This is a genomic window from Amycolatopsis sp. NPDC051716, assembly GCF_040681595.1.
Taxonomy (GTDB): domain Bacteria; phylum Actinomycetota; class Actinomycetes; order Mycobacteriales; family Pseudonocardiaceae; genus Amycolatopsis.
In genome coordinates, this window is the sequence record NZ_JBFAZA010000045.1 from 23,999 (window position 1) to 49,368 (window position 25,370).

The 25,370-nt window shown below is 70.7% G+C and carries 20 protein-coding genes; 14 read left to right on the forward strand and 6 right to left on the reverse strand.

Annotated features, from left to right (window positions below):
- The first annotated feature begins 8 nt into the window (after positions 1–8).
- The 14 genes from AB0M30_RS40980 (at position 9) to AB0M30_RS41045 (ending at position 17,879) form a co-directional block, all read left to right on the forward strand.
- Complete coding sequence (locus AB0M30_RS40980; protein ID WP_364596028.1) at positions 9–950, forward strand: sugar ABC transporter permease; 942 nt, start codon at positions 9–11, stop codon at positions 948–950.
- Entirely contained in the window at positions 947–1,777 is an 831-nt protein-coding gene (locus tag AB0M30_RS40985) for a carbohydrate ABC transporter permease (RefSeq protein WP_364596031.1), read from the forward strand. Before AB0M30_RS40980 ends, AB0M30_RS40985 begins: the two co-directional genes overlap by 4 nt.
- 50 nt (positions 1,778–1,827) lie before the next feature.
- The gene (locus AB0M30_RS40990; RefSeq protein WP_364596034.1) at positions 1,828–2,406 is read left to right on the forward strand and encodes a hypothetical protein; all 579 of its coding nucleotides are present in this window, start codon (positions 1,828–1,830) and stop codon (positions 2,404–2,406) included.
- On the forward strand, positions 2,403–3,461 hold the full coding sequence (locus tag AB0M30_RS40995; RefSeq protein WP_364596037.1) for a LacI family DNA-binding transcriptional regulator: 1,059 nt from the start codon (positions 2,403–2,405) through the stop codon (positions 3,459–3,461). The genes AB0M30_RS40990 and AB0M30_RS40995 overlap by 4 nt, the downstream gene beginning before the upstream one ends.
- Positions 3,458–4,567: a glycosyl hydrolase 53 family protein gene (locus AB0M30_RS41000; RefSeq protein ID WP_364596040.1), complete on the forward strand. Its 1,110-nt coding sequence runs from the start codon at positions 3,458–3,460 to the stop codon at positions 4,565–4,567. The genes AB0M30_RS40995 and AB0M30_RS41000 overlap by 4 nt, the downstream gene beginning before the upstream one ends.
- Before the next feature lie 169 nt (positions 4,568–4,736).
- Entirely contained in the window at positions 4,737–7,004 is a 2,268-nt protein-coding gene (locus AB0M30_RS41005) for a cellulase family glycosylhydrolase (RefSeq protein WP_364596042.1), read from the forward strand.
- A gap of 47 nt (positions 7,005–7,051) precedes the next feature.
- The gene (locus tag AB0M30_RS41010) at positions 7,052–8,107 is read left to right on the forward strand and encodes a rhamnogalacturonan acetylesterase (protein WP_364596045.1); all 1,056 of its coding nucleotides are present in this window, start codon (positions 7,052–7,054) and stop codon (positions 8,105–8,107) included.
- 18 nt (positions 8,108–8,125) lie between these two features.
- Positions 8,126–9,949, forward strand: a complete 1,824-nt coding sequence (locus AB0M30_RS41015) for a rhamnogalacturonan lyase (RefSeq protein ID WP_364596048.1) — start codon at positions 8,126–8,128, stop codon at positions 9,947–9,949.
- Entirely contained in the window at positions 9,949–12,162 is a 2,214-nt protein-coding gene (locus AB0M30_RS41020) for a glycoside hydrolase family 2 TIM barrel-domain containing protein (RefSeq protein WP_364596051.1), read from the forward strand. Before AB0M30_RS41015 ends, AB0M30_RS41020 begins: the two co-directional genes overlap by 1 nt.
- Before the next feature lie 15 nt (positions 12,163–12,177).
- The gene (locus AB0M30_RS41025) at positions 12,178–13,494 is read left to right on the forward strand and encodes a right-handed parallel beta-helix repeat-containing protein (protein ID WP_364596054.1); all 1,317 of its coding nucleotides are present in this window, start codon (positions 12,178–12,180) and stop codon (positions 13,492–13,494) included.
- Between the two features lie 90 nt (positions 13,495–13,584).
- Positions 13,585–13,989, forward strand: coding sequence for a VOC family protein (locus tag AB0M30_RS41030; protein ID WP_364596057.1), 405 nt, complete (start codon positions 13,585–13,587; stop codon positions 13,987–13,989).
- A 15-nt stretch (positions 13,990–14,004) separates the two neighbouring features.
- Positions 14,005–14,847, forward strand: a complete 843-nt coding sequence (locus AB0M30_RS41035) for an MEDS domain-containing protein (RefSeq protein WP_364596218.1) — start codon at positions 14,005–14,007, stop codon at positions 14,845–14,847.
- Entirely contained in the window at positions 14,844–15,782 is a 939-nt protein-coding gene (locus AB0M30_RS41040) for a sensor histidine kinase (protein WP_364596060.1), read from the forward strand. Before AB0M30_RS41035 ends, AB0M30_RS41040 begins: the two co-directional genes overlap by 4 nt.
- 390 nt (positions 15,783–16,172) lie before the next feature.
- Positions 16,173–17,879 carry a recombinase family protein gene (locus tag AB0M30_RS41045; RefSeq protein WP_364596063.1) on the forward strand — a complete coding sequence of 569 codons (1,707 nt, stop codon included), beginning with the start codon at positions 16,173–16,175 and terminating at the stop codon, positions 17,877–17,879.
- A gap of 56 nt (positions 17,880–17,935) precedes the next feature.
- Here AB0M30_RS41045 and AB0M30_RS41050 read toward each other — a convergent pair whose 3' ends face one another.
- From AB0M30_RS41050 to AB0M30_RS41075, 6 genes are all read right to left on the reverse strand, one after another.
- On the reverse strand, positions 17,936–18,121 hold the full coding sequence (locus AB0M30_RS41050; RefSeq protein WP_364596066.1) for a hypothetical protein: 186 nt from the start codon (positions 18,119–18,121) through the stop codon (positions 17,936–17,938).
- Complete coding sequence (locus AB0M30_RS41055) at positions 18,114–18,539, reverse strand: hypothetical protein (RefSeq protein WP_364596069.1); 426 nt, start codon at positions 18,537–18,539, stop codon at positions 18,114–18,116. Before AB0M30_RS41055 ends, AB0M30_RS41050 begins: the two co-directional genes overlap by 8 nt.
- Positions 18,540–18,544: 5 nt before the next feature.
- On the reverse strand, positions 18,545–19,513 hold the full coding sequence (locus AB0M30_RS41060) for a LysM peptidoglycan-binding domain-containing protein (RefSeq protein ID WP_364596072.1): 969 nt from the start codon (positions 19,511–19,513) through the stop codon (positions 18,545–18,547).
- Positions 19,510–19,740 carry a hypothetical protein gene (locus AB0M30_RS41065; protein WP_364596075.1) on the reverse strand — a complete coding sequence of 77 codons (231 nt, stop codon included), beginning with the start codon at positions 19,738–19,740 and terminating at the stop codon, positions 19,510–19,512. The genes AB0M30_RS41060 and AB0M30_RS41065 overlap by 4 nt, the downstream gene beginning before the upstream one ends.
- A 76-nt stretch (positions 19,741–19,816) precedes the next feature.
- A complete protein-coding gene (locus tag AB0M30_RS41070; RefSeq protein WP_364596078.1) occupies positions 19,817–22,423 on the reverse strand; it encodes a hypothetical protein in 2,607 nt (868 codons plus the stop codon).
- A 14-nt stretch (positions 22,424–22,437) separates the two neighbouring features.
- Positions 22,438–25,368: a hypothetical protein gene (locus tag AB0M30_RS41075; RefSeq protein WP_364596081.1), complete on the reverse strand. Its 2,931-nt coding sequence runs from the start codon at positions 25,366–25,368 to the stop codon at positions 22,438–22,440.
- Positions 25,369–25,370 lie beyond the last annotated feature (2 nt).

The following is a 25,370-nucleotide window of genomic DNA, read 5'->3' on the forward strand; positions in this document are numbered from 1 at the left end:
AACGCACGATGACGCAAGCTGTGCTGGACCGGCCGGTGGCGCCGGACCGGGCCGCGCCCCGCCGTCGCCGCGCCGGCCAGGGCACCGGCTACCTGTTCCTGTCGCCGTGGCTGCTCGGCGTGCTGGTGCTGACCATCGGCCCGATGATCGCGTCGCTGTACCTGTCGTTCACCGACTACGACCTGTTCGACGCGCCGCGCTGGGTCGGCCTGGACAACTACGCCACGATGTTCACCCGCGACGAGCGGTTCTGGCACGCCGCCGGCGTCACCGCCCGGTACGTCGGGCTCTCGGTGCCGCTCAAGCTCGGGCTGGCGCTGGCCGTCGCGATGCTGCTGAACCGCGCCCGCCGCGGCGCCGGGCTGTACCGTTCGGCGTTCTACGCGCCCTCGCTGCTCGGCGCGAGCGTGAGCCTCGCCCTGGTGTGGCGCGCGATGTTCTCCACCGGCGGCACGGCGGACCGGGTGCTGGCCGCGTTCGGCCTCGGCACCGGCGGGTGGGTCGACCAGCCGCAGTTCGCGCTGCTGGCCGTGATCGCGCTGGCCGTCTGGCAGTTCGGCGCGCCGATGGTCATCTTCCTGGCCGGGCTCAAGCAGATCCCGAAGGAGCTGTACGAGGCGGCGGAACTCGACGGCGCCGGGGCCTTGCGCCGGTTCCGGTCGGTGACGCTGCCGATGCTGTCCCCGGTGCTGCTGTTCAACCTGGTGCTGGAGACCATCCACGCGTTCCAGTCGTTCACCGGCGCGTTCGTCGTCAGCAGCGGCCGCGGCGGGCCCAGCGACTCGACCCTGCTCTACACCCTCTACCTCTACCAGCGGGGGTTCACCGACTTCCGGATGGGCTTCGCCTCGGCGATGGCCTGGGTGCTGCTGGTGGTGATCGGCGTGCTCACCGCGCTGCTGTTCCGCGGCTCGCGCCGGTGGGTGTTCTACGCGGGGGAGGGGCGATGACCCGCCGGTCGTGGGGGTGGCACCTGCTGATGGTGCTCATCCTGGTGGTGCTGCTGTACCCCGTCGGCTGGCTCGTCTCGGCGTCGTTCAAGCCCGCGGAGGAAGTGCTGGCCGGGCTTTCGCTGCTGCCGTCGCACGCCACCGGGGACAACTACGCGCAGGTGTTCGCCGGCGTGGCCGGCTACAGCGTCTGGCACTACTTCGCCAATTCGCTGGTGATCTCCGTCGGCGCGGTGATCGGGAACGTCGTGTCGTGCTCGTTAGCCGCCTACGCGTTCGCTCGCCTGCACTTCCGGGGCCGCGGGCCGATGTTCGGGTTCATGCTCTCCACCATCATGCTGCCGCAGCACGTCGTGCTCATCCCGCAGTACGTGATCTTCCAGAAGCTCGGCATGGTCAACACGTTCTGGCCGCTGGTCCTGCCGAAGTTCCTGGCCACCGACGCGTTCTTCGTCTTCCTGATGGTCCAGTTCATCCGCGCGCTGCCCGGCGAACTGGACGAGGCCGCGACGATCGACGGCTGCGGGCCGGTGCGGACGTTCCGGTACGTGATCGCGCCGCTGCTGCGCCCGGCGCTGATCACCACCGCCATCTTCACCTTCATCTGGACCTGGAACGACTTCTTCTCGCAGCTGATCTACCTCAACGACCCCGGCCGGTTCACGCTGCCGCTGGCGCTGCAGATCTTCGTCGACCAGACGAGCCAGTCGGCGTTCGGCCCGATGTTCGCCATGTCGGTGCTCGCCCTGCTGCCGATCGGGCTGTTCTTCTTCGCCTTCCAGCGCTACCTGGTGGAAGGCGTGGCGACGTCGGGGCTGAAGGGATGAGCGCCCCAATGTGGCCTTGGTTGCGTCTGACGCACCCAAGGCGGCCTTCGGTGCGTCTGACGCACCGAAGGCCACATTGGGGCGCTCGGGCGCTGACGCTGCTCGGCGAGGTCCTCTTCGTCGGCCTCCTGGTCTGCGCGGCCTCGGTGTTCGTCGTGACGTCCCTGGCCGCGGCGGCCGCCGGTTCGGTCCTGGTCACCGAGGTCGCCGCGGACGTCCGGACCCCGAGCGTGCGCCGGTTCGCCCGGCTGTTCCGCACGGCGCTGGCCCACCCGGTGGCCGTGCTGGCCCCGCTGGGTCTGCTGGCCGTCGGGGCGCTCGACGTCGTCGCGGTGCTGGGCGGGCTGCCCGGCGGCCGGGTGTTCGGGGCCGTGCTGGGCCTGGTGCTCGCCGCGCTCCTCGCGGCCGGCCTGCGGGGCGCGGCGGCCTGGCGACCGGAGCGGCGCTGGCCGGCGGTGCTGGCGGCGGCCGGCCGGGAAACGGTCCTGGACTGGCGGGGCAGCCTCGGGCTGGTCGCCGCGATCGTCGTCGTGGCCGTCGTGGTGGGGCAGGCGCCGGCCTTCGTGGTCGTCGCCCCGGGCCTGCTTCTGCTGGCCGCGGTGGCGGTGGGCTCCCGGGACCGCCGGTGAAGCCGCCGATCGGCATCCGGGACGTCGCCGTCCGGGCCGAGGTGTCGGTCGGGACGGTGTCCAACGTGCTGAACCGCCCCGACGTGGTCGCCGCCGCCACCCGCGCGCGGGTCCTCGCCGCCATCGACGCGCTCGGGTACGTCCGCAACGAACCGGCGCGCCAGCTGCGTTCGGGCACCGCCCGCACGATCGGCCTGGTGGTGCTCGACGTGGGCAACCCGTTCTTCACCGACGTCGCCCGCGGTGTCGAAGAGGCGGCGAGCGAGGCCGGGCACGCGGTGATCCTGTGCAACAGCGGCGAATCCGTGGCCAAGGAACGCGGGCACGTGGAGCTGCTGGCTTCCCAGCGGGTGCACGGGGTGCTGATCACGCCGGTCGAGTCCGGGCCGGCACCGGTGCGGTGGCTGCGGGAGCGGGGCATTTCGGTGGTCCTGCTCGACCACCCGACCGCGGAGGAGGACCTCTGCTCGGTCGCGGTGGACGACCGCCACGGCGGCGAGCTCGCGGTCACCCACCTGCTGGCCGAGGGGTGCGAGCGCATCGTGATGGTCACCGGCCCGGCGGGCATCCACCAGGCCGCCGAACGCCACCGCGGTGCCCGCGACGCGATCCGGCTGGCGGGCCGGCCGCCGGACGTCCTCGAGGTGCTGCCCGCGCCGGCCCTCAACGTGGCGTGCGGCCTGCGGGCCGGCGAGCAGCTGCTGGCCAGGGCGGTGCTGCCGGACGCCGTCTTCTGCGCGAACGACCTGCTGGCGCTGGGCCTGCTCCAGGCCGCGGTGCGGGCGGGCGTGCGGGTGCCGGAGGACCTGGCGATCGTCGGCTACGACGACATCGACTTCGCGGCGGCGGCCGCGGTGCCGCTGACGTCGGTCCGCCAGCCGCGGCACGCGATCGGCCGCGCGGCCGCGGACCTGGTCATCGCCGAATCGCTGGCGCCGTCCGAGCACGAGCACCGGCACGTGGTGTTCACGCCGGAGCTGGTGGTCCGCGAATCGAGCCGCCGCCCCCGTCCTCGCCGGACAGCTTCGAGAACTCGATCAAAGGAGATCGGATGACCGTGTCCCGCACCGGCCGCCTCGCGACGGCGGCCCTGATCCTGGCGGCCCTCGCCCTGCCCGTCCCGGCGGCTTCGGCCGCGAACTCCCTCGGCATGCTGGGCGCGGACGTTTCGACCGCCCAGCGGGCGCTCGACCTCGGCGCGAAGTACACCGACGCCGCCGGGGTGGCCCGCGATCCCCTCGACATCCTCAAGGGCGCGGGCGTCAACTACGTGCGCCTGCGCGTGTGGGACAACCCGCGCAGCGGCTACAACAACAAGGCGAAGGTGCTGCAGTACGCCCGCGCGGTGAAAGCCAAGGGGCTCAAGCTCCTGGTCGACTTCCACTACTCCGACACGTGGGCCGATCCCGGTACGCAGACCAAGCCCGCCGCCTGGGCCGCGCACCCCATCGGCCGGTTGCAGACCGATGTGTACGACTACACCTACGACGTCTGTTCCGGGCTCAAGGGCCAGGGCACAGCGCCGGACAGCGTGCAGATCGGCAACGAAATCAACGTCGGCATGCTGTGGAACGACGGGAAAGTCGTCAACAACGACTTCACCAACCTCGGCCTGCTGCTCAAGGCCGGGTACAACGCCACCAAGGCCTGCAACAGCGGCACCCAGGTGATCGTCCACACCGCGGACGCCGACAGCGACGCGCACGCCCGCTGGTTCTACGACGGGATCCGGGCCCAGGGCGTCCCGTGGGACATCGCCGGCCTGTCCTACTACTGCTACTGGCACGGCACGATGGCGAACATGGCCGGCGTGGTGTCCGACGTGCGGTCCCGGTACGGCAAGCCGGTCGTCCTCGCCGAAACGGCGTACCCGTACACGACGGCCAACGACGACAGCACACCCAACGCCGTCTCGGCCGCGCAGCCGTGCGCGGGGTACCCGGCCACCCCGGCCGGGCAGGCCGCGAACTTCACCGCGGTCCAGGACACCGCCCGCGGCGCCGGCGCGATCGGCGTCTTTTACTGGGAACCCACCTGGTACGCGGTGAACGGCAACGGCTGGGACCCGGCCGACATCTCCGGGTCCGGCGACGGCTGGGAGAACCAAGCCGTCTTCGACCACTCCGGCCGGTTCAACCCCCAGGTGCGCTGGCGGGCCTGACCGGCCATCGTGAAAACGCTTTCTCGAACTCCGGGCCCGGCAGCTTAACGTTCAGCGGATTGGCCGTTTTCTGTCTCGCCGCCGGTGTTCCGCCCGCGGGTCCCGTGTTACCGTGGGAGCGCTCCCAGCCTGAAACTTTCCTGTCGAGTGGTTCTCCAGGAGGTCGGTAATGAACTGGCGATTCCTCCGCGCGCTCGTGGCCGGCCTCCTGGTGGCCGCCTGCGCTGTCGTCGCCCCCGCCGCGGCCGGGGCGGCCACGCCCACGCGGATCATGGCGCTCGGCGACTCCATCACCGGGTCGCCCGGCTGCTGGCGCGCGCTGTTGTGGAAGCACCTCCAGGAGACCGGCCACACCGACATCGACTTCGTCGGCACCCTGCCCGCGCAGGGCTGCGGTTTCACCTACGACGGTGAGAACGAGGGCCACGGCGGGTTCCTGGCGACCGGGATCGTCCGGGACAATCAGCTGCCCGGCTGGCTGTCGTCGACGCACCCGGACATCGTCCTGATGCACCTGGGCACCAACGACGTCTGGAACAACATCCCGGCGAGCACGATCCTCGACGCCTACACCACGCTGCTGGGCCAGATGCGGGCCGCCAACCCGGCGACCAAGCTGATCGTCGCGAAGATCATCCCGATGAACCCGGCCAACTGCGCCGCCTGCGGCCAGCGGGTGGTGGACCTGAACAACGCCATCCCCGGCTGGGCGCAGGCGCACTCCACGGCCGCGTCGCCGATCACCGTCGTCGACCAGTGGACCGGCTTCGACACCGCCGCCGACACCGGTGACGGCGTCCACCCGAACAACACCACCGGCATCCAGAAGATGGAGAGCCGCTGGTACCCGGCCCTGGTCGCCGCGCTCGGCCCCGACACGCCCGCCGCGACCGGCCTGCACGTCGACGGCACCCGGATCCTCGAGGGCAACGGCTCGCCGTTCGTGATGCGCGGGGTGAACCACGCGTACGTCTGGTACCCGAGCCAGAACCGGGCCTTCGCCGACATCAAGTCCTTCGGCGCCAACACGGTCCGGGTCGTGCTCGGCAGCGGGCAGCGGTGGGGACCGACCCCGGCCGCCGAAGTCACGAGCGTCATCGGGCAGTGCAAGCAGAACCGGCTGATCTGCGTCCTGGAAGTGCACGACACCACCGGGTACGGCGAGCAGAGCGGGGCCGCCACCCTCGACCAGGCGGCCGGTTACTGGATCAGCGTGGCCGACGCGCTGAAGGGCCAGGAAAACTACGTCGTCATCAACCTCGGCAACGAGCCGTTCGGCAACGACCAGCAGGTCAGCGCGACCTGGACGAGCGCGACGAGCAACGCGATCAAGCGGCTGCGGGCCGCCGGGCTGCAGCACCTGCTGATGGCCGACGCGCCGATGTGGGGCCAGGACTGGCAGAACATCATGCGCGACAACGCGCCGGCGGTGTTCAATGCCGACCCGCAGCACAACACGGTCTTCTCCATCCACATGTACGGCGTCTACGACACCGCGGCCGAGATCAACGCGTACTTCGACGCCTTCCGCACCGCCGGGCTGCCCCTGGTCGTCGGCGAGTTCGGCAACATGCACACCGACGGCAACCCGGACGAGGACACGATCATGGCCCAGGCGCAGGCCCGCGGCCTCGGCTACCTCGGCTGGTCCTGGAGCGGCAACAGCAGCGACGTCGCCTACCTCGACATGACGAACAACTTTGACCCGGCGAGCTTGACGGCGTGGGGCGAGCGGTTCCTCAACGGCGCCAACGGGATCCGGCAGACGTCGAAGGAAGCCACGGTCTACGGTGGCGGCCAGAGCGATACCCAGGCGCCGTCGGTGCCGGGCACGCCGGCCGTGTCGGGCGTGACGGCGAGCGGTGCCACGCTGAGCTGGACCGCGTCGACCGACAACGTCGGCGTCACCGGCTACGACGTCCTCCGGGCGCCGGGAGCGAGCGGGGGCGCGTTTGCCGTGGTCGGTTCGGCCGCGACGACGTCGTACACCGACAGCGGCCTGACGGCTTCGAGCACGTACCGGTACCAGGTGCGGGCGAGGGACGCCGCCGGGAACACCTCGGCCGGCTCCGGAATCGCGACGGCGACGACGAGCGCGGGCGGCGGGTCCGGCGCGTGCAAGGTGGCCTACACCGCCTCGAACTGGGGCGGGGGCAACGGGTTCACCGCCAACGTCACCATCACGAACACCGGCACGAGCGCGGTCACCGCGTGGACGCTGGCCTTCACCTTCGCCGGCGGGCAGCAGGTGACCTTGCCCGGCTGGGGCGCCACCTTCGCCCAGTCCGGCGGCGCGGTCACCGCCAAGAACCTGAGCTGGAACGGCACGCTGGCGCCGAACGCTTCGACCGGCGTCGGCTTCAACGGCACCTACAACGGCGCCAACCCGGCACCGGCGGCGTTCACGCTCAACGGCAGCGCCTGCTCGGCCGGCTGAACCACCCTCCCGATCGGACGATGTTCACCAAGGACAAAGGAGTCCTCATGTCCCTCAGGCAGCGAGCGGTCATCCTCGCCGGCCTGGCCGCGGCCACCCTGGTTCCCGTACCGGCGGTGGCCGCGGCCGTCCAGGAAGCGCTTCCCGCTCAGTGTTCGGGCACCGCGCCGATCAAGTGCCACTTCGCCGTGGCGCCGGGGAACTACGACGTCACCGTCGGACTCGGCAGCACGACGAAGGCGGCCAGCACGTCGATGTCGGTCGAGGCGCGCAGGCAGGTCCTGAACGCCGTCTCGACGAGCGCGGGCCAGGTCGTCCCCACGACGGTCACGGTCAACGTGCGCGACCCCGAGGGGCAGCCCACCGGCCAAGGCGGCACCGGCACGGCAGGCCTCGACATCACCTTCGGCGGCAGTGCCCCCGCGATCGGCTCGCTGACCGTGACCGCGGTTCAGGCCCCGCTGGTGACGTACCTGGCCGGCGACTCGACCGTCTGCGACCAGCCGGCGGCGCCCTACACCGGCTGGGGCCAGGTCCTGCCCACCGCCGTCCGCTCCGGCGCCGTGATCGCGAATTACGCGGACTCCGGTGAAAGTTCCGGCAGCTTCCTGGCGAACAAGGCGTTGTTCCCGACGCTCAAGCCGCTGATCAAGAGCAAGGACCTGGTGCTCATCCAGTTCGGGCACAACGACAAGCAGACGTCGGCGACGGCGTTCCGCGACAACTTGACCAAGCTGGTCAACGGCGTCCGGGAGCGTGGTGGCGTGCCCGTGCTGGTGACGCCGCCGGTGCGGCGGCTGTTCAGCGGCAGCAAGCTGACGCCGACCGCGCTGCACGTCAACGGCGTGGGCGCCGACCTGCCCGTGGTGATCCGGGCGCTGGGCAAGAGCGCGGGCGTGCCGGTGATCGACCTGACGGCCAAGAGCAAGGCCCTGGTCGAGTCCCTCGGCCCGTCGGCGTCGCAGCAGATCTACCTCACCCAGGCCGCCGACGGCGTCACCGACAACACGCACTTCTCGGCCTACGGCGCGACCCGGATGTCGGACCTCGTGCTGCAGGGCGTCCGTGAGCTCGCCCTCCCGCTCGTCGCCTATCTCCGCTGAACCCGGAAGGGAACAACCATGCGCAACTTCGGCAAGCGGCTCGTCGTGGCCGCCGCGGGCGTGGTCGTGGCGGGCCTGGTGCCCGCTCCGGCCACCGGCGCGGCCGTGGCCGCCGCACCGCAGATCGACAAGCTGAACCGCGGGGTGGTCAGCGTCCACACCGCCCAGGGCAACACCGTCGGCTGGCGCCTGCTCGCCGACGACCCGGCCGGTGTGGCGTTCAACGTCTACCGCGACGGCACGAAGGTGACCGCGGCCCCGGTCGGCGGGCCGACGAGCTTCGTGGACGCGGGCGCCCCGGCGGGGGCCCGGTACACCGTGCGCGCGGTGACCGGCGGGGTCGAGCGGATGTCGGCCTTCGCCGCGGAGGACTCGCTGACGTTGGAAAGCGGTGCCGCGGCGAGCACCCGCGACGTCCCGATCCAGCCGCCGGCCGGCGGCACGACCCCGTCCGGGGAGAGCTACACCTACACCGCGAACGACGCCAGTGCCGGTGACCTGGACGGCGACGGCCAGTACGAGCTCGTGCTGAAGTGGGACCCGACCAATTCCAAGGACAACTCGCAGTCCGGCTACACCGGGAACGTCTACGTCGACGCCTACCGGCTCGACGGCACCCGCCTCTGGCGGATCGACCTCGGGCGCAACATCCGCGCCGGCGCGCACTACACGCAGTTCCAGGTCTTCGACTACGACGGCGACGGCAAGGCCGAGGTCGCGATGAAGACCGCGGACGGCACCCGGTCGGGCACCGGCCAGCTGATCGGCAGCGCGAGTGCCGACTACCGCAACTCGAGCGGGTACGTCCTGTCCGGTCCGGAGTTCCTGACCATGTTCAACGGGCAGACCGGTGCCGCGGTGTCCACGGTGAACTACGACCCGCCGCGCGGCACGGTGTCCTCGTGGGGTGACAGCTACGGCAACCGCGTCGACCGGTTCCTGGCCGGGACGGCCTACCTGGACGGCTCCCACCCGAGCCTGATCATGAGCCGCGGTTACTACACCCGGACCGTGATCGCGGCCTGGGACTTCCGCGGCGGCGCGCTGACCGAGCGGTGGAAGTTCGACTCGAACTCGGCCGGCTCGCAGTACACCGGCCAGGGCGACCACCAGCTGGCCATCGCGGACACCGACGGCGACGGCCGTGACGAGATCGTGTTCGGCGCCATGGCGATCGACGACAACGGAAGTCCACTGTGGAACACCCGGCTCGGCCACGGCGACGCCATGCACGTCGGCGACCTGATCCCGAGCCGCCCGGGCCTGGAAGAGTTCAAAGTGGACGAAGACAAGTCCAAGCCGGCCGCCTGGATGGCCGACGCGAAGACCGGGCAGATCATCTGGCAGAACGCCTCCTGCAACTGCGACAACGGGCGCGGCGTGTCGGACGACATCTACGCCGGCAGCCCCGGCGCCGAGTCGTGGTCGTCCGCGGTGTCCGGGCTGCTGAACACCAGCGGCCAGAACATCGGGCGCAAGCCGTCGTCGACGAACTTCGTCATCTACTGGGACGGCGACGCCCAGCGCGAGCTGCTGGACGGCACCCACATCGACAAGTACGGCACCGGCGGCGACACCCGGCTGCTGACCGGCTCCGGCGTGCACGCGAACAACGGCACGAAGAACACGCCGGCGCTGCAGGCCGACCTCTTCGGCGACTGGCGCGAGGAGGTCGTCTGGCCGACCTCGGACAACCGCGCGCTGCGGATCTACTCGACCACCGACTCGACGAGCATCTCGCACGTGTCGCTGATGCAGGACCGGCAGTACCGGGAAGCCGTGGCGTGGCAGAACACCGCGTACAACCAGCCGCCGCACCCGAGTTTCGCGCTGGGCCGGTGATGGCGGTGTCCACGCTGCGGAAAACCGTCGCCGGGGTGCTGGCGCTCGTGCTCGCGCCGCTGACCGTGGTGTCCGGCACCGCCGGCGCGGGCACCACCGCCGGCGCGGGCACCACCGCGGTGAACCGGTACCGGACGGTCACCGACTTCGACGCCGGCTGGCTGTTCAACTACGGTGACGCCAGTGGTGCCGGTGGTGCCTCCTACAACGACGGCGGCTGGCGCAAGCTCAGCGTGCCGCACGACTGGAGCATCGAGGGCAAGAACCCACCGGCCAACCCGTTCTCGCAGTCGGCGCCGAGCACGGGCCGCGGCGGCTACCTGCCGTCGGGGATCGGCTGGTACCGCAAGCACTTCTCGCTGGCCGGGGTGCCCGCGGGCCGCCGGGTGTCGCTGGAGTTCGACGGCGTGATGGCGAACGCGAGCGTGTACGTCAACGGCACGCTCATCGGTACCCACCCCTACGGCTACACCGGTTTCCGCTACGACGTCACGGCGGCGGCGAAGCTGGGCGGCGACAACGTGGTCGCGGTCAAGACGGATACGACGTCGCAGCCGGCGTCGCGCTACTACACCGGTGCCGGGATCTACCGTGACGTCCGGCTGATCGCGACCGATCCGGTGCACGTCGGCCAGTGGGCCACACACGTCACCACGCCGAACGGCAACACCGTGCACGCGGAAACCACGGTGGTCAACGAAGGGGGCGCGGCGGCGAGCGTCAGCGTCCAAGGTGTGCTCAGCGACCCGGGCGGGGCCGCGCTGCCCGCGGTCACCACGGCGGCGAAGACCATCGCCGCCGGGGCGTCGGCCACCTTCGCCTTCGACGTGCCGGTGAGCAACCCGAAGCTGTGGGACCTGGCCAACCCGAACCTGTACTCGCTGGCCACCACCGTCCTCGTGGGCGGCGCCGCGGTGGACGACGACGTCACCTCGGTGGGTCTCCGGACGCTGACGTTCAGCGCTTCGACCGGGATGAGCCTCAACGGCAAGTCCGTGAAGTTCCAGGGTGTTGCGCTGCACCAGGACCTGCACGGGCTCGGGATGGCGGCCCCGCAGCGGGCCGTGCAGCGGCGGCTCGCCCAGCTGAAGGCCCTCGGGGTGAATGCGATCCGCACCGCGCACGACCCGCCGAGCCCGGCGTTCCTCGAGCTGACCGACCGGATGGGGTTCCTGGTCCTCGACGAGTTCTTCGACGTCTGGACCCAGCACAAGTACGCCGACGTCGGTGACTACGCGACTTACTTCAACCGGACGGCCTCGGCGCCGACCGGGACACCCGCGGTGCCCGGCGCGAGCGGCTCGGTGCCGTGGTACCAGGTGGACACCACCAGCGTGGTCATGCGCGACCGCAACCACCCCAGCGTGGCGATGTGGAGCACCGGCAACGAGATCCGCGACCCGATCGCGACCCGGACGCCGCTGCTGACCCGGATGGCCGCGATCGCGCACGCGCTGGACCCGGGCCGTCCGGTCACCCAGGCGCTGTTCCGGCCGGCCGACAGCGGCGACGTCACCGGGGCCACCCGGACCCTCGTCGACGTCTTCGGCGGCAACTACCGGCCGGACGAGGTCATCCAGGCCGCGAAGACGTCGCCGGCGCGGGCCGGGCTGTTCACCGAGATGGGCACCGACACCTCGGCGTGGACGACGGTCCGCAACAACGCCATGATCACCGGCCTGTTCCTCTGGACGGGTGCGGCGTACCTGGGGGAGGCCGACGGCCTGTGGCCCCGCGTGGAGCCGGACTTCGGCCTGCTGGACGGTGTGGGCACGGTCCGGCCGATCGGGTATTCGTGGCAGCGCACGTGGGGTGCGCCCACGACGTCGCCGCCGGCGACCGGCACCACGGCGAACCGGGTGGTGCTCGCGCCCGACCACAGCTCCGTGTCGACGGACGTCGACGACGTTTCGTACGTGAAGGCGACCGTCGCCGATTCCTCCGGGCGGGTCGTGACGAGTTCGTCCGCGCCGATCACGTTCAGCGTCAGCGGGCCGGGCGAGCTGGTGGCGGTCGACAGCGGGAGCCCGGTGCAGGAAACGTTCCGCGGCCCGGTGCGGAAGGCCTACCAGGGTGTCGCGTACGGCCTGGTGCGGGCGACGGGCGCGGGCACCATCACGGTGACCGCGAGTTCCGCCGGGCTGACGCTCGGCACGACCACGCTGACCGGCACCACGGCACCGTTCGTGCCGTGTTCCGGCAGCTGCGACTGAACCCTTGGAGTGCCGATGAAACTCGCAATTTCCCTCGTGGTGTTCGCGACCGCGGTGACCGTCGCCGGCACCCCGGCCGCCGCGAGCAGCCCGGCGGCCGGGAAGACCTACTACGTCGCTCCGGCGGGCAGTGACAGCGCCGCCGGGACACAGGCCGCGCCCTGGGCGTCGGTCGCGCACGCCCAGGCCGTCGCGCAGGCGGGCGACACGGTGTACCTCCGGGGTGGCACCTACGTCTACTCCCGGGCGAACAAGGCCTGCGCGAGCCAGACCGACCGGGTGGACGCGATCACGCTGAACAAGAGCGGCACGTCCGGCAACCCGATCCGCTACTGGGCCTACCCCGGCGAAACGCCCGTCTTCGACTTCTCCCGCGTCAGTGACGACTGCCGGATCAAGGGCTTCGACGTCACCGGCAACTTCATCCACCTCAAGGGGCTGGAAGTCAAGGGCGTGCCGCAGAACAACAACCTGAACCACGAGTCGTGGGGGATCTGGGTCTCCGGGAGCGACAACACGTTCGAGCTGCTGAACCTGCACAACAACATGGGACCCGGGTTGTTCGTCCAGGACGGTGGCGGCAACCTCGTGGTCAATTCCGATTCCCACGACAACTACGACCCGCGGACGTCCAACGGCGCCGGGGAAAGCGCCGACGGGTTCGGCGCGCACATCTCCGCCGGCCACCCGGGCAACGTCTTCCGCGGCTGTCGCGCGTGGTGGAACTCCGACGACGGGTTCGACCTGATCAACGCCTTCTCTTCGGTGACGATCGAGAACTCGTGGGCCTGGCGCAACGGCTACCTGCCGCAGACGACCACGGCGTCCGGCAACGGCAACGGCTTCAAGATGGGCGGCTACGGCGGCAAGTACGTCAGCAACGGCGTCAAGCACACCGTCCGCACGTCGGTGGCGTTCAACAACCGTTCCGCCGGCTTCTACGCCAACCACCACACGCTGGCCAACGACTACTTCAACAACACCAGCTACAACAACCACCCGGACTACAACATGCTCGGCATCACCTCGAGCGGCGCGGCCACCGGACTGGGCAACCTGCGCAACAACATCGCCTACGCGGGCACCCTGACGTCGAACATGTCCGGCACGAGCGCTTCGAACAACTCGTGGAACCTGGGCGGCACGCTGTCGGACGCGCAGTTCCGGAGCGTGTCGACGGCCGGCTGGGACGCGCGGCGCCAGGCCGACGGCAGCCTGCCGGTGCTGCCGAACCTGCGCCTGGCGGCGGGCAGCTGGCTGATCGACAAGGGCACCAACGTGGGCCTGCCCTACCAAGGCAGCGCCCCCGACCTCGGCGCCTTCGAATCCTGAGAGGACGGAGCGGTGGTGACGACCCCGGGGTTCACCGCCCGGCCGAGCGGGTAGCCGGGGGGCACCGAGCGGCAAGACGGGGAGACGACCATGGCCATCCGGCTGGGCAGCACCGTGATCAACTGCGCCGACCTGGACGCCATGACCCGCTTCTGGAGCGCGGCGCTCGGCCTCGAGCCGGCGTCCGAGGCCGACGACTTCCGGCTGCTGCGCGGCCCGCACGTCAACCTGTCGCTGCAACGGGCCTCGGCGCCGGTGTCGGCGCGGGACCAGATGCACCTGGACCTCTACACGGACGACCAGCGGCACGAGGTCGACCGGCTGGTCGGCTTGGGCGCGCGGTTCGTCCGCCACGTCGAGGACGACCCGGCCGACGACTGGGTCGTCCTGGCCGACCCGGAGGGCAACTTGTTCTGCGTCTGCGCGAAACCGGCGGCCGAGGTCCGCGACCCCGGGGCGCGGGCGGGGACGCCGGGAGCGGGCCCGGCGGCGTAGTCTCGGTCCGTGCTGATGCCGACCGAGCGGGAGAGCGGATCGTTCTCGCCGGCCCGTGACCACGTCTGCCGGGGGTACCGGAGGCGGGGCGAATTCGTGGCCCACGCGCAGGAGTTCCTGGCCGAGGGCCTGGCGGCCGGCGAGCGGGTGCTCTACGTCGCCCCGGGCGACGACGCCGCGCTGGCCGGGCAGCTGCGGGCGGACGAACGCTGCGACGAGGGCCTCGAACGCGGGGCCGTCCAGGTCGCTTCGGTCGAGGCGACCTACCGCACGGGAGCGGTCGTCGACCCCACCGGCCAGGTCGAGCACTACGCCGCGGCGACGTCCGAAGCGCTGGCGGCCGGGTTCACCGGGCTGCGGGTCGCGGCCGACGCGACGTCGCTGGTGCGCACGCCGGCCCAGCTGGACGCCTTCGCCCGCTACGAGCACCTGGTGGACCGCTACCTGGCCGAACACCCGATGTCCGCGATGTGCGGCTACGACGTGGCCGAGCTCGGCGGCGAAGTCGTCGCGCAGCTCGCCTGCATGCACCCGCCCGCCCCCGGCGGCGGGGCACCGTTCCACCTGCACGGCCACGTGCGCGACGACAGCGCCGCGGCGCTCGACGGGGATTTCGACCTGGAGTCCCGCCGGCTCTGGCCCCTGGCGCTGGAGCGCGCCGGCCTGCGGCCCGAGGGCGGCACGATCGCCATCGACGCCGCCGGCCTGGACTTCGTCGACCACCGCAGCCTCGTCGCGCTGGCCGGCTACGCCGAGCGGCACGCCACCACGGTGGTCCTGCGGACGCGGTTGTCCACGGCCGCCCGGCTCGTCGAGCTGCTGGACCTGACCGGCGTGCGCGTGGAGCGTGCCGCATGAGCGTCGGCCAGGACCGGGGTTACGACCACGCCGCCGTCCACTACGACGGCGACGAGGAGCTGCTCGCCGTCGCCGTGCCGTTCCTCGAAGGCGGGCTCGCCGCCGGCGAGCCGACGCTGGTGTCGATGGAGCCGGAGCGCGCCGAGCTGCTGCGCGGCGCCCTGCCGCCGTCGGCGCGGGTGGAGTACCTGCCCACCCGCGACCTGTACGCCCGGCCGGCGGCGGCGATCAAGTCCTACCGGGAGCTGATGGCCCGCTTCGTCGCCGGTGGCGCGGCCGGGATCCGCATCTTCGGCGAGATCCCGCCGGCCGCGATCGACACGTCGTGGGACTGGTGGGCCCGCTACGAGTCGGCGGTCAACCACGCCTACGACGAGTTCCCGCTGCGCAGCATGTGCGCCTACGACTCCCGCACCACCCCGCGGCACGTCCTCGACGACGTCGCCCGGACGCACCCGTTCGTGGCCACTCCCGGCGGCCACCACCCGAACACGGGCTACATCGACCCCCTGTCCTTCCTGGCCGGCCCCCGGCCGATGACGCCGCTCCCGATCGAGCGCACCCCGCCGCTCGCGGACCTGGCCGACCCCCGGCCCGCGGACGCGCGCCGGGCGGTCATGGCCATCGCCCCGATCGACCTGCCCGCGGACGAGGTCGACGACCTGGTCCTGGCGGTGAGCGAGATCGTGGACAACGCCCTGCGCCACGGCCGCCCGCCGGTCCGCGTCCGGATTTGGGCGGCCGCGGGACAGATGGTGGTCTCGGTGCACGACACGGGCGAAGGGCCGGCCGACCCGTTCGCCGGGCTGCTGCCGGCGGCCCGCAGCATCGGGGGCCGGGGGTTGTGGATCGCCCACCAGATCTGCAGCCAGGTGACGTTGCACCGCGACGAAACCGGCTTCACGGCCCGCCTCACGGCGGGCCGCCCCTGGTAGCGCGGCCCCGACTCGGCCGTGCCGCGGCGAGGCACCCGCCGGGCCGGCGGGGTCGGCCGGGTGGGACGGCCGGCTGGGTGGGGCGGTCGGGCGAGCGACTCGGCTAGTGTCGCGCGTCCGAAGTTCAGTGACAGCGGCCCGGTCCCCGAGCGCCCCAATGTGGCCTTGGTTGCGTTGAACGCACCCAAGGCGGCCTTAGCGGAATTTCAACTTAGGTTCCCAAACCCATGAACGGAACCCAAGTAGTAGATCATGGCGCTGGACCTGCGGAAACGCAGGTCCAGCACGCCACTTATCGCCCTGTGCGGCGTGTCTTGTCGGCTAGACTCGGCGTGCACATCATGGGGTCCAATGGCGACCACCGCCCAGCGAGGTGCTGGGGGTTTGTTCGTGGGTAAGGCACTGAACCGGCGGCTGGCGAGGACGATCACCGGGGAGCTTCCGCCGCTGCGCGCGGTGATCTACGCCAGAGCGTCGAACGAGACGAAAGCTCGGAAGGTCGCGGTGGCGACACAGATCGCGGTCGGCCGCAAGTTCTGCAAGGACAACGGCATCACCGTGGTCGCGGTCCTGGTGGACAACAACCTCTCGGCGTCGCGGTACGCGACCGAGGAGCGGCAGGACTACAACGAGGCCCTGCGCCTGCTGTCGACCGGGCGGGCGAATCTGCTCTGGACCTGGGAGAACTCCCGGGCTCAGCGCAACCTGTCGATGTTCGCCCGGCTGCGCGAGATCCTGGAGAAGGTCGGCGGCTACTGGGCCTACGACGACCGGATCTATGACATGAACGATCCGGACGACCGGATCGACACCGCCGAGGACGCGGTGGACGCGGAGCGGGAATCGGAGAAGATCCGCAAACGGGTCCGCCGAGGTGTCGAGGCCCGCGCGCTGGAAGGGCTATGGGCCGGACCGGTCGGCTACGGCTATCAGGTCGTCTACGACCAGCGGACCGGTGAGGCCGACCGACTGATTGACCCGGAGACGGCACCGATCGCTGAGGCGATTGTGGACCGGCTGATCGCGGACGGCAACGAGTCGACCCTGGTCCGGGAGCTGAACGAGGCAGGAGTGCCGTGCGCCCGGGGACACATGTGGCGGGCGGATCACGTCAAGAAGCTGGTGCACCTGTCGAAGGACGCAGTCGGCTGGGCGAAGCTGCTCGACTCGCTGTCCGCCGAGCTGCAGGAAGCGGCGTATGAGGCGCTGGTCCGGGTGCGGAAGGACAGCCCGTCGCAGGTCGCGCAACAGCTGAACCGGGAACAGTGGGTGCATCCGCTGCTGGGCCAGTGGAACGTGTCGAAGGTCCGCAACATCGCGCTCAGCCCGGTCCTGGCCGGGTTGCGGGTGTTCCGGGGCGAGATCATCGGCAAGGGCACCTGGGAGCCGATCATCAGCGATCGCAAGCGGGCGCTGATCGTGGCTCGCCTGGGCGACCCGAGCCGGAGCAACGTGCGGGATGGGACGCGGGTCAAGTACCTGCTGAGCGGGATCCTGCGGTGCGGGCGCTGCGAGCAGGCGACCCGGTCAACTCCGCAGTCGCGAGCGCGTCCGGGATATCGGTGCCCGTCCGGGCATCTCGCGCGGGACATGGAGCGCACGGACGCCTATGTGGTCGAGGCGGTGCTGACCCGGTTGGAGTCCGAGGACGGGCGGGAGCTGTTCCGCTACGAGGACCAGGCCGACGAGCTGACGAAGGCCGTGTCGACGGCGCGTGAGCTGCGTGCTCGGTTGGACGGGTTCACCGACTCGGCCGCCAACGGCGGGATCTCGCCGGACCGGCTTGCCCGGATCGAGGCGAGACTGTTGCCGCAGATCGAGACAGCCGAAGAGCGCGTTCGCCAGATCGGGGTATCGCCGGTGGTCGCGGAACTTCTCGGAGCCGATGCGAGGACGGTGTGGGCTGGGTTGTCGCTGTCGCAGCAGCGGGAAGTCCTGCGGGCGGTGGTGGCTCCGAGGTTGCTGCCGAGCAAGGGCGGGCGCGTGCCGTTCAACCCGGACGACATCTTGTTGACGTGGCTCGGCGCACCGGCCGCCCTCCCGGGCGTAGACGACGAACCGTTCGAGGAGGAGGAGCTGCTGAGCGAGGTCAGCTGAGAATGTGACGAGAGCGTGGCCCCGGCACCTAGTGAAGGTGCCGGGGCCACGTGCTGTCAGCCGCCTGTCCGGTCTCGGAAGACGCGGCTCACGGTCGGGCCGAAGATGCAGGCGAGCCGGTCACGCTGGGCCTGGCTGAACGGCGGCGCCGTGGCCGCCGCAGCCCTGGCAGCCTGCAGCTGGGCCGGGGTGAGCACGGAGGCCGGGTCGGTGATCGCCGTAGCGGCGGCCGGTTCAGCCACGGTCGGCCTCCCAGCTACCGGCATCCCCGGTCAGGTCCTCTCCGGCGGTTTCAGCGGGTGTGAGCGGCTGGCCCTGCCGGTTGCGGGGGTCGGCCAGCGGGGTGACCTTGTGCTCGGTGGAGACGACGACGCCGAACGTGGCGAGCAGGGTGACCAGGCCGGTGATGATGCCGGTGACGGCGTTGCCCTGGTCGGTGGTGAACAGGCCGGAGCCGACGAGGCCGGACACGACGGCGGTGAGCGCGCCGACGATCGAACCGGCGATGCGCAGCGGGTAACGAGACATGGATTTTCCTTCTGTGGTGCGAGGTTGCCGTGGCGGCAGGGTGTCGAGGAACTGATAGGCGCGGACGAACGCGCGGGCGGCTTTCAAGCAGAGCCAGCCCCCGACGATGGCGAGCAGCATCAGCGCGCCCACTGGGTCTACGGGATGTCGAGCCACTGGCCCGCGTAGATCCGGTTCGGGTTGGCGATGTGGTTCCGGGCGGCGAGGGCGCCCACGGTGGTGCCGAACTTCGCGGCGATGGCGGAGAGCGTGTCTCCCGATCGGACCTGGTAGCGGCGGCCACCGCTGGTGGCGCCGCCGGGGAGCCGGAGCGTCTGCCCGGCGTAGATCAGGTTCGGGTTGGCGATGCCGTTGAGCCCGACCAGCACGGCCACGGTGGTCCCGAACTTCGCGGCGATGCCGGAGAGCGTGTCGCCGGAGTGGACGGTGTAGGTCCCGCCGCCGGTAGGCGGGGGCGGTGCAGGTGTCGGCGGAGCCGGTACGGGGGCGGAGCCGTCCACGGTGAGGTTGGCCAGCGACCACGAGCCCACGGTGGCGTTGCGGTCCACGTTGCCCGCGACACCGGGAACGCTGCCCTTCTGGGTGTGCTGGTGCACAGCGAGATGCGGGTGGCTCCACCCGGGATTGCCGGGGTCGCCGTTGTAGCGGGCGATCCACAGCAGTACGTCGTCGTCGACCCAGCGGCTTGGGTCGAGGACGTGGGTGAACCAGTCGAGGTTCGCGTACACCAGGACCTTCCGGATCCCGGTGGCCGCGCGCAGCTGGCCGATGAAGTCGGCGATGAATCCGTTCGCGCCGGGCCGCAGTTCCGCGGCTTCCATGTCGAGCATCGGCGCGAGCGAGCCGCCGCCGAGCAGACCGCCGGCGCGGAGCTGCCCGGCGAAGTGCGCGACCTGCCCGCCGATGTCGCCGGGCCGGGCAAAGTGGTAGCCGCCCGGTGCGATCCCGGCTGCGCGGGCCGGGCCGATGCGGGCGGCGCTGGTGGTGTCGGTGTAGGTGGTGCTCTCGGTGAGCTTGAACGAGCAGAAGCTGATGCCGTTGCCCCGGATCGCCTGCCAGTCGGCGACGGAGTTCCAGTGCGAGACGTCGATGCCGTAGTCGGTCAAGAGTGGTTCGGTCCTTCGGGTGAATGTCCCATCTGGGCGCGCAGGGCGCCGACTTCGAGCAGCAGCCGCGCGTTCTCCTGGCGCACGGCGATCAGTTCCGCTTTGACGGCGGTGAGTTCCGCGAGGACGTCGCGGGTGTGGGTGGCGCGGTCGTCGAGCAGGGCTTGATAGCCGCTGTGCAGCGCGGCCAGGGCCTGCGCGTCGGTGCTCGCCTTTGCGGTTCGCACGGCTCGGCGGGCAGCAACCAGGCCGGTGAGTACGCCAGCGACCGGGCCGAGGGTGGCAGCGAGGGCGGTCAGCCACTCAGGAGTCACCGGCGGCTCCGCGTGTTTGCTGAACCGGTGGGCCCGCGCGCCTCGGCGCGTTCGGGTCGGCCGGTCGGATATCCGAGTCGTCGTCGGACGCGGGTGTGTCCGGTAGATCTGCGGTCGTTGCCGCGCTGGTGAGGGTGGTGCTGACCCACGGTCCCGCCGGACTGCCGTTGATCACGGCGTCCCACCGGTGCGGCTGGATCGTCTCCACGTAGCCCTGGGCGAGTAGGTCGACTGTGCCGGATGGGTGCTGTGGTGGCAGGCCGAGGATGGAGATGCGGTCGCCCAGGTCGAGCAGCCGCCACCGCGCGAGAAGGTCCGCGTTGGTGTTGAGCGCGGGGCTCACGGTCGGGTACCGCATTCCCGGCCAGGTCCCCAACTTGACCAGCCACGCCGCGATGTCGGGTAGCTGGTCATCGCGGGAGACGTTGAGGGTGATCTGTTCGTCGTAGCGGCCCCGCCGAGCGATGTCGGCAGCGTCGGTGACCCGGGCTGACGAGCCGCCCCGGCGGGACACGGTCATGTCGTTGCGGGCGCCCTGGTCGTCCAGGATCGGCGTGAACGGGTTGACGATGTCGCCGGGCCCGTTGTCCGCGTCCAATGTCAGCACCGAGGTTTGATCCAGCATGGACACGCGGGTCCGGAACTCCAGACCGCCGGTCGAACGCGACTCGTAGAGGACTCCGCCGTCGGCGTCGGCGCATTCGCGTAGCAGCTGCAGGAGTGTCCCGGCTGCCTGCGGGCCCATTGGCCGGGTGGTGGCCGGGTCGCCGACGACGGCGATCGGGATCTGTTCGTCGGCGGCCAGGCGTTGTACCCGCTTGCCCGCGGTTTCGCCGTCCCAGCCGCGCAGCGCGGCGATGATGGTGGCGTCGTAGAAGCCGGGGACGTTGAACAGCGCCACGTGCCCGATCGCGACATCGTTGACCTGGTTCAGGAACCCGAGCACCACGAACGACGCGCGGATGAACGTGTTGGCCTTGAGCACCCCGGAGAACACGCCGGGCACGGTCTGGCTGGCCTCGAACCCGGACAGCTGCCACGCGATATCCGGGCCCTGCTGCTGCAACCACAGCGACACGATCATGGATTTGCCGTTGAGGTTGAACGCGATCTCGCCCGAGTCGAAGATCACCGCGTCGGTCTTGTCGGTCACGACGAGCTGAAGCCCACCTGCGGCGGTGATGTCGACGAACCAGTTGAACGTGGTGCCGGTGGTGTGCAGCACCCAGAACGACCGGGCCGCCCCAGCGCCGACTCCGGCCTTGGGGACGTGCGCCAGCGCGACGAACCGGCACTGCCCGGTGGCGGGGAACTCGGCCTCGGTCAGGTCCGCGCGCAGCGAGCTGTTGTGCAGCACCGGAAGCGGCGCGGTAGAGACGATCTCGTTGAACGCGCCCAGCGCGGTACCCGCGCTGTAGGTCATCGGCCGCCCACCGGTCGCCGACGCCAACGTCGTGGCCCCGGCAGCGTCTTCCCCCGGCCAATACCCCAGCGGACGACGGGCCGGGTTGTTCAGCATTTCCCGCCGCAACGCCGACTGCACCGGGGCCGCGCCCTGGCCCAGCCGACGCAGGATCCCCGCCCCGGCCACCGTGACCCGGGCCGCACCGAGGTCGGTGGGGCCGGGGCCGGAGAGGTCGCCGTAGGGCCAGTGCGGCGCCCACTCGCTGACGTACCCGGTCCAGCGCGGCTCGATGTGCCGGGCGGACAGGTGGTCGAAGCGCACCGCTGGTGCTCCGGTGGGGTCACCGGAGATCGCCAGCCCGATCCCGCCCAGGGGTGAGGCATTGGGGACAGCGGCGCTGCTGACGTCGATCAGCCACGCCGCCGGTTCGGCGCCGGTAGCCCAGATCTTGACCTGCTGCCGGTTGCCAATCGCGCGCGCCCGTACCCAGAACGGCGTTGCTGCCGCGTAGGTGAGACCGGTCGCGACCGGGGCTTGAATGACGGTCGGGCCGTGGGCCAGGCCGAGCGTGACGGTGCCGTTCGCGGCGAAGAACGCCTCGACGAAGTAGGCGTGATCCCGGTCGGCCCAGCGGTAGGCCAGAGCGGCGATGACCACCCGGCCAGTAGCAGACACCTGGGACGCCTGCAGGGACACCGTGACGTCGACGTCGCCGTAGACCTCCGGGATGTACTGGGCCTTGCGACCTGTCTCGGTGCCGGTCTGCGCGATCTTCGCCGTGAGCCCGCCCACCGAGTAACTGGCCGGGCGGTCGGTGATCCAGCGTTGCCCGGTGTCGGCGTTGGCCCAACCGGTAGTGACGTTGCGCTGGAACTCGTCGATCACACCCGGGATGTCGAACTCGGGCGGCAGGTCGACCCAGATCCGCATCGGGGTGCCGAGCACGACGTTCGGGTAGTACACCGACTCCGCTTTGCCTGGGGTGTAGTTGCCGCTGGTGTTGTCCAGATACAGGCTCGTGATGGAGGGCTGGACCTGGGCCATCTCGTCCTGGCGACCCCTGGCGATCTGGATCGTCTGCGGCGGAAGATCCGCCGTGACGTCGGTCCAAAGCCAGGTCGCCCGGTTGGTGCCGGGCAGCGCACCGAACGCCATCTCCACCCGTGCCGTCAACCGGTCGGGAAACTCCAAACAGTTCTCCTATGCTATCGGCCGAAGGCGGCCTGAACGGATCCGCCGCCTTCGGTGCGGACGGCGTGACGCAGCCACTCGGCCAGCGCCCGAGGCAGCCCGGTGCCATCGATGACGACCGTCACCCCGCCACGAGCGGGGTCCATTGAGGACGGTGACAACCCGGCCGCAGCCGGGATGCGGGCGGCCTGCCCGGCGACGGCCGCACCGGGCGGGGCGCCCGTGGTGGTGACCGTGCCGTTCACGTCGAGCGGCAGGGCGTCGGTCAAGCCGGTGAGGTAGTCGCGGATCTGGGGCTCACCGTCCTGCAGCCCGGCCAGCAGGCCGTTCATGATGAGGCGGCCGTTGCCCGAGAGCAGGACCTTGTCCCGGGCGGGCGGGCCCTTCCACGAAGTGATCCAGTTCGTGAGCTGGCCGAGTTTGTCTTTCACCCAGCCGAATCCGGCGCCGATGCCGTCGACCAGACCCCGGATGATGTTCTTGCCCGCGTCCAGCAGTAGCCCGCCGAGGTTGCCCAGGGCACCGAGGATGCGGCCAGGCAGACTGACGAAGAACCCCAGCAAGCCGCCGATCCCGTCGGCGACAACGCCTTTGATGATGTTCCAGATCCCGCCGAGAATGTTCTTGATGCCGGACCAGGCTTTGTCCCAGTCGCCGGTGATCAGACCCATGACGACGTCAATCACGCCCTGGATGACCTGCATGGCGCCGGAAATCACCGCGACGATCGCGGTGAAGATCGGTTGCACGAAGTCGAACAGGGTCTGAATGATCGGGATCAGGAGCTGAGCGATCTGGGTAATCAGCGGCGCGATCGCCGACACCAGCGACGCGAACAGCCCCGCCGCCTGCACGATGATCGGCAGCAGCGACGTGATCAGCCCGAGCAGCGGCGGCAGCAGCGCCGACACCAGCTGCAGGATCGGGGGAAGGATCGGCAGCAGCGCGGTAACGATCGAGAGGAACGCCCCGGCCAGCGGCGGAATCACCGGCAGCAGCGCCGAGAGGATCTGACCCGCGATCTGCCCGAGCAGCGCACCGACCTGCGACAGCACCGGCGTGGCCGTCTGCAGCGCGGCGCCAATGACGCCGGCGAGTTGCTGGATGACCTGCACGATCACGGGCAGCACCGGCATGACCGCCTGCAGGGCTGCGAGCAGCACCGAGGTGAACAGCCCGGACAGCGCGGAAATCAAAGGCATGACAGCAGACAGCGCTTGGATCAGCGCGCCGCCAAGCTGGCCGACCAGCGGACCGATCGCCGTCATCAGCTGCGCGAGCGCGGGCGCCGCGAGCTGAAGGGCTTGCACCAGCAGCCCACCGAATCCGGAGATCAGCGGGGCCAGCGTCTGCGCCAGCTGGACAAGCGTCGGCGTCAGGGTCGTGATCGCGCCGCCGAGGGCGCCGCCGAGCTGGCCGACCAGATCCGCGACCACCGGCGCCAGCGCGGCCACGATGGGAGCGAGCGCGGCGGCTGCCGGAACCAGAACGGCCGCCAGGGCTTGCGCCGCTGCGCCGAGTACCGGTGCCAGCGCGCCGAGCACCTGGCCCAGCGGAGCGATAGCAGGCGCCAGTGCGGCGAACGCGGACCCGATCATCGGGCCTAGCTGGCTGATCGCCGGGGCGATCGACGTGACGATGGCCTGGCCCAGAGCGACCAGGATCGGCAGCAGCCCGGTGGTGACCGCGTGCAGGCCGTCGAAGATCTGCACCAGCGCGGTCGCGCCTTGAGCGGAGTTGACGAACGCTGCGATCTGCCCGGTGATCGTGACCAAGGTGGACAGCAGGCCAGCGCCGCCGGTGCTGGCAGCGGAGAACACCGCGAACACGACCTGGCCCAGGTTCTTCAGGATCGTGACCAGATCCCCGACCGCCGACAGCCCGGCCGAGAGCCATTCCCGCAACTGCCCGGACTCACGGGCGGACGCGATGAAGTCCGCGAACTTCTGCGCGCCGTCGGCCAGGCCAGCGCCGAAGCCGGGCAGGAACTCCGCCCCCACGGCCGCGATATCCCGCAAGCCTTGAAGGAACGGCTGCACAGCCCGCGCGAGCTCGTGCATGGTTTCCGAGGTGCTGCCCAGGATCGAACCGACGTCGGAGACCGTGCGTCCTTCGCGGGCGAACGCGGCGAAGCCGAGAGCGCCGGCGTTGAGCCCATCGGAGATCCCGCCGAGCCCGTGACGCAGCAGCGGCAGATACGTCCCGGCCAGCACGGTGATCTCCGAGGCCAGGCCGGTGAACAGCCGCTGCTGCACCTCTTGCCGCAGGCTCGTGAACTCCGGACGCAGCGCGCGGACCGCGTTCGCGGCCGCCGCCATCGCAGGCGGAAAGTCCTTGATCGCCTCGGCGTACTTCTGCGGGTCGCTCTCCTTGAGCGCGTCGGAGAAGCCGGACACTCCGAGCTTGAGCGTCTGCATGATCGCCACGGCCGCGAGCCCGGCCGCCGGAACCGCCAGCAGGGACCCCGACGTGGTGGCCGCGACGGACCCGAGCCCGCCAAGAGCGGTCACGGCCTGCCCGGCTCCGGCCGCCAGCGCCCCGTACTTCAACGTGGCCACGCCGACCGCGCCCGTGTGCTTGGCCAGGGTTCCGGTCAGCTTCTGCATCCCGGAATCCACTTGCGATAGCCCGTGGATGCTCGCGCCGACTGACTTGTCGAGCACGACCTTGAGTGAGATGTTCTGGCCGTCGAGGCGGCGCTTCAGCGCGGCAAACCGGGTTTCGGCCGGTTCCGCGTCCAGCTCGGCCAGCAACCGGATAGCGGTCTGATCACCCTCGCGGGCAGCCGCGCGCAGCTGCTCGCGCAGCAGCGCGGTTTTCAGATCCGCCGACAGGCTGACCTTCGGGGCCTGTCCCTCGGCCTCCCGGACCTGGTCGCGTAGGTGACGCCCGAGGCCCTGCAGTGAGGGCATGATCTTGAGGTAGGCGTGGGCGACCGAGGTCACGG